The following is a 1866-nucleotide window of genomic DNA, read 5'->3' on the forward strand; positions in this document are numbered from 1 at the left end:
GGGCCTTCGGCCCCGCCTTCCCCGTCGCTCCCGCCGGACCGGCCGCCGCGCCGCTCCTCCTCCGGAGGGCTCGCGGGCTCCTCCCCGTAGGCGGCCACGATCTGGGCCCAGGCCGCCTCCTCGTCCAGGGGCTCCGGGCCCTCGCCGCGGCCCTGCTCACGCTCCGTCACGTGCCGTCTTCCTCGCTGTGAGGCGGGTGATGAATCCGTAGGAGTCCGCGAAGATCCGCTCCGCGTCGTGGTCCAGTGTGGCCACGTGCAGGCTCCGCTCCAGCACCGTCTCGGTGACGTCGCGCGAGGAGACCCGCTCCAGGATCAGCGCCGAGTCCGAGGGGGAGACGACGTGGTCCACGCGGCTGTGCAGGAGCAGCAGCGGCCGGGTGACCCGGGGCAGCTCCCCGCGCACCGTCCGCAGCAGGTCGTACAGGGAGTGGGCGGCGTGCAGCGGCACCCGGTCGTAGCCGACCTCCACCGCGCCCTCCTTGGCGATGTCGCCGGTGACGCCCCGGGTGGAGGGGATCAGATGGCGCAGGACGGGCAGCGCGTACCCCTGGATCCGCGGGAGGGTGGCCGCCGGGTTGACCGCCACGACCCCGCTGACCGCGTCGCCGTGCAGGGCGGCCAGCCGCAGCGCGAGCGCCCCGCCCATCGACAGGCCGCAGACGAAGACCTGCTCGCAGCGCTCGCGCAGCCTGCGCAGTTCGAGTTCGACGGTCGCGTACCAGTCCTGCCAGCCGGTGACCGCCAGGTCCTGCCAGCGCGTGCCGTGGCCGGGCAGCAGCGGCAGCGAGACGGTCAGGCCCCTGTCGGCCAGGTGGCGGGCCCAGGGGCGCATCGACTGCGGGCAGCCGGTGAAACCGTGGCACAGCAGGACGCCGACATCGCCGCCGTCGTGGCGCAGCGGTTCGGCACCGGGGAGCAGGGGCACCGTGGATCTCCGTTCGGTGGTCGACTCGGTGGGGCGCCCGGCACGGGCGGGCGGGGTGCTGCCACCCTACGCGTGCGCGCGGTGACCGGGTAGGCCGGACGGCCCGCGCGGGAACGGAACGAGGGAGGGGGAGCGGTCCCGGCGGGATATGGTCTTACCGGCAGACACAGGAGGTTCCTCGGTTGTTGTACGGCGTCATGAAGCTCTCCCTCGGGAACGGGCTCAGGCTCGCGTTCCGTCCCTGGGTGGAGGGTCTGGAGAACATCCCGGCCGAGGGGCCGGCCATCCTCGCGAGCAACCACCTGTCGTTCTCCGACTCCTTCTTCCTGCCCGCCGTCCTGGACCGCAAGGTCACCTTCATCGCCAAGGCGGAGTACTTCACCACCCCGGGCGTCAAGGGCCGGCTGACGGCGGCGTTCTTCAAGGGCATCGGCCAGCTCCCGGTGGACCGCTCGGGCGGACGGGGCGCCGGCGAGGCCGCGATCCGCAGCGGCATCCAGGTGCTGGAGCGCGGCGAGCTGTTCGGCATCTACCCCGAGGGCACCCGCTCCCCGGACGGCCGCCTCTACCGCGGCAAGCCGGGCGGACTGGCCCGGGTGGCGCTGGCCACCGGCGCGCCCGTCATCCCCATCGCGATGATCGACACCGAGAAGATCCAGCCGCCGGGCAAGGTCGTCCCGAAGCTGATGCGGCCCGGCATCCGGATCGGCGAACCCCTGGACTTCAGCCGCTACCAGGGCATGGACGGCGACCGCTTCGTCCTGCGGTCGATCACCGACGAGGTCATGTACGAGATCATGAAGCTGTCCGGCCAGGAGTACGTCGACATGTACGCCACGGCCGCCAAGCGGCAGATCGCCGAGCGGGAGAAGGCGGAGAAGGCCGAGCGCGCCGCGCGGCACAGGGCCGGGAAGACGCCCGGGGGCGGCGGGGCCCGGG

2 protein-coding genes are annotated in these 1866 nt (G+C 73.2%); one reads left to right on the forward strand and one right to left on the reverse strand.

The window, feature by feature from the left end:
• Window positions 1-156 precede the first annotated feature (156 nt).
• Complete coding sequence (locus L7D48_RS28540; protein WP_237883957.1) at window positions 157-927, reverse strand: carboxylesterase; 771 nt, start codon at window positions 925-927, stop codon at window positions 157-159.
• A 182-nt stretch (window positions 928-1109) separates the two neighbouring features.
• Here L7D48_RS28540 and L7D48_RS28545 point away from each other — a divergent pair.
• A partial coding sequence (locus tag L7D48_RS28545; protein ID WP_237883959.1) for a 1-acyl-sn-glycerol-3-phosphate acyltransferase occupies window positions 1110-1866 on the forward strand: 757 nt, incomplete at its 3' end.

The organism is Streptomyces sp. ICN903, assembly GCF_022015835.1.
Taxonomy (GTDB): Bacteria; Actinomycetota; Actinomycetes; order Streptomycetales; family Streptomycetaceae; genus Streptomyces; species Streptomyces fenghuangensis.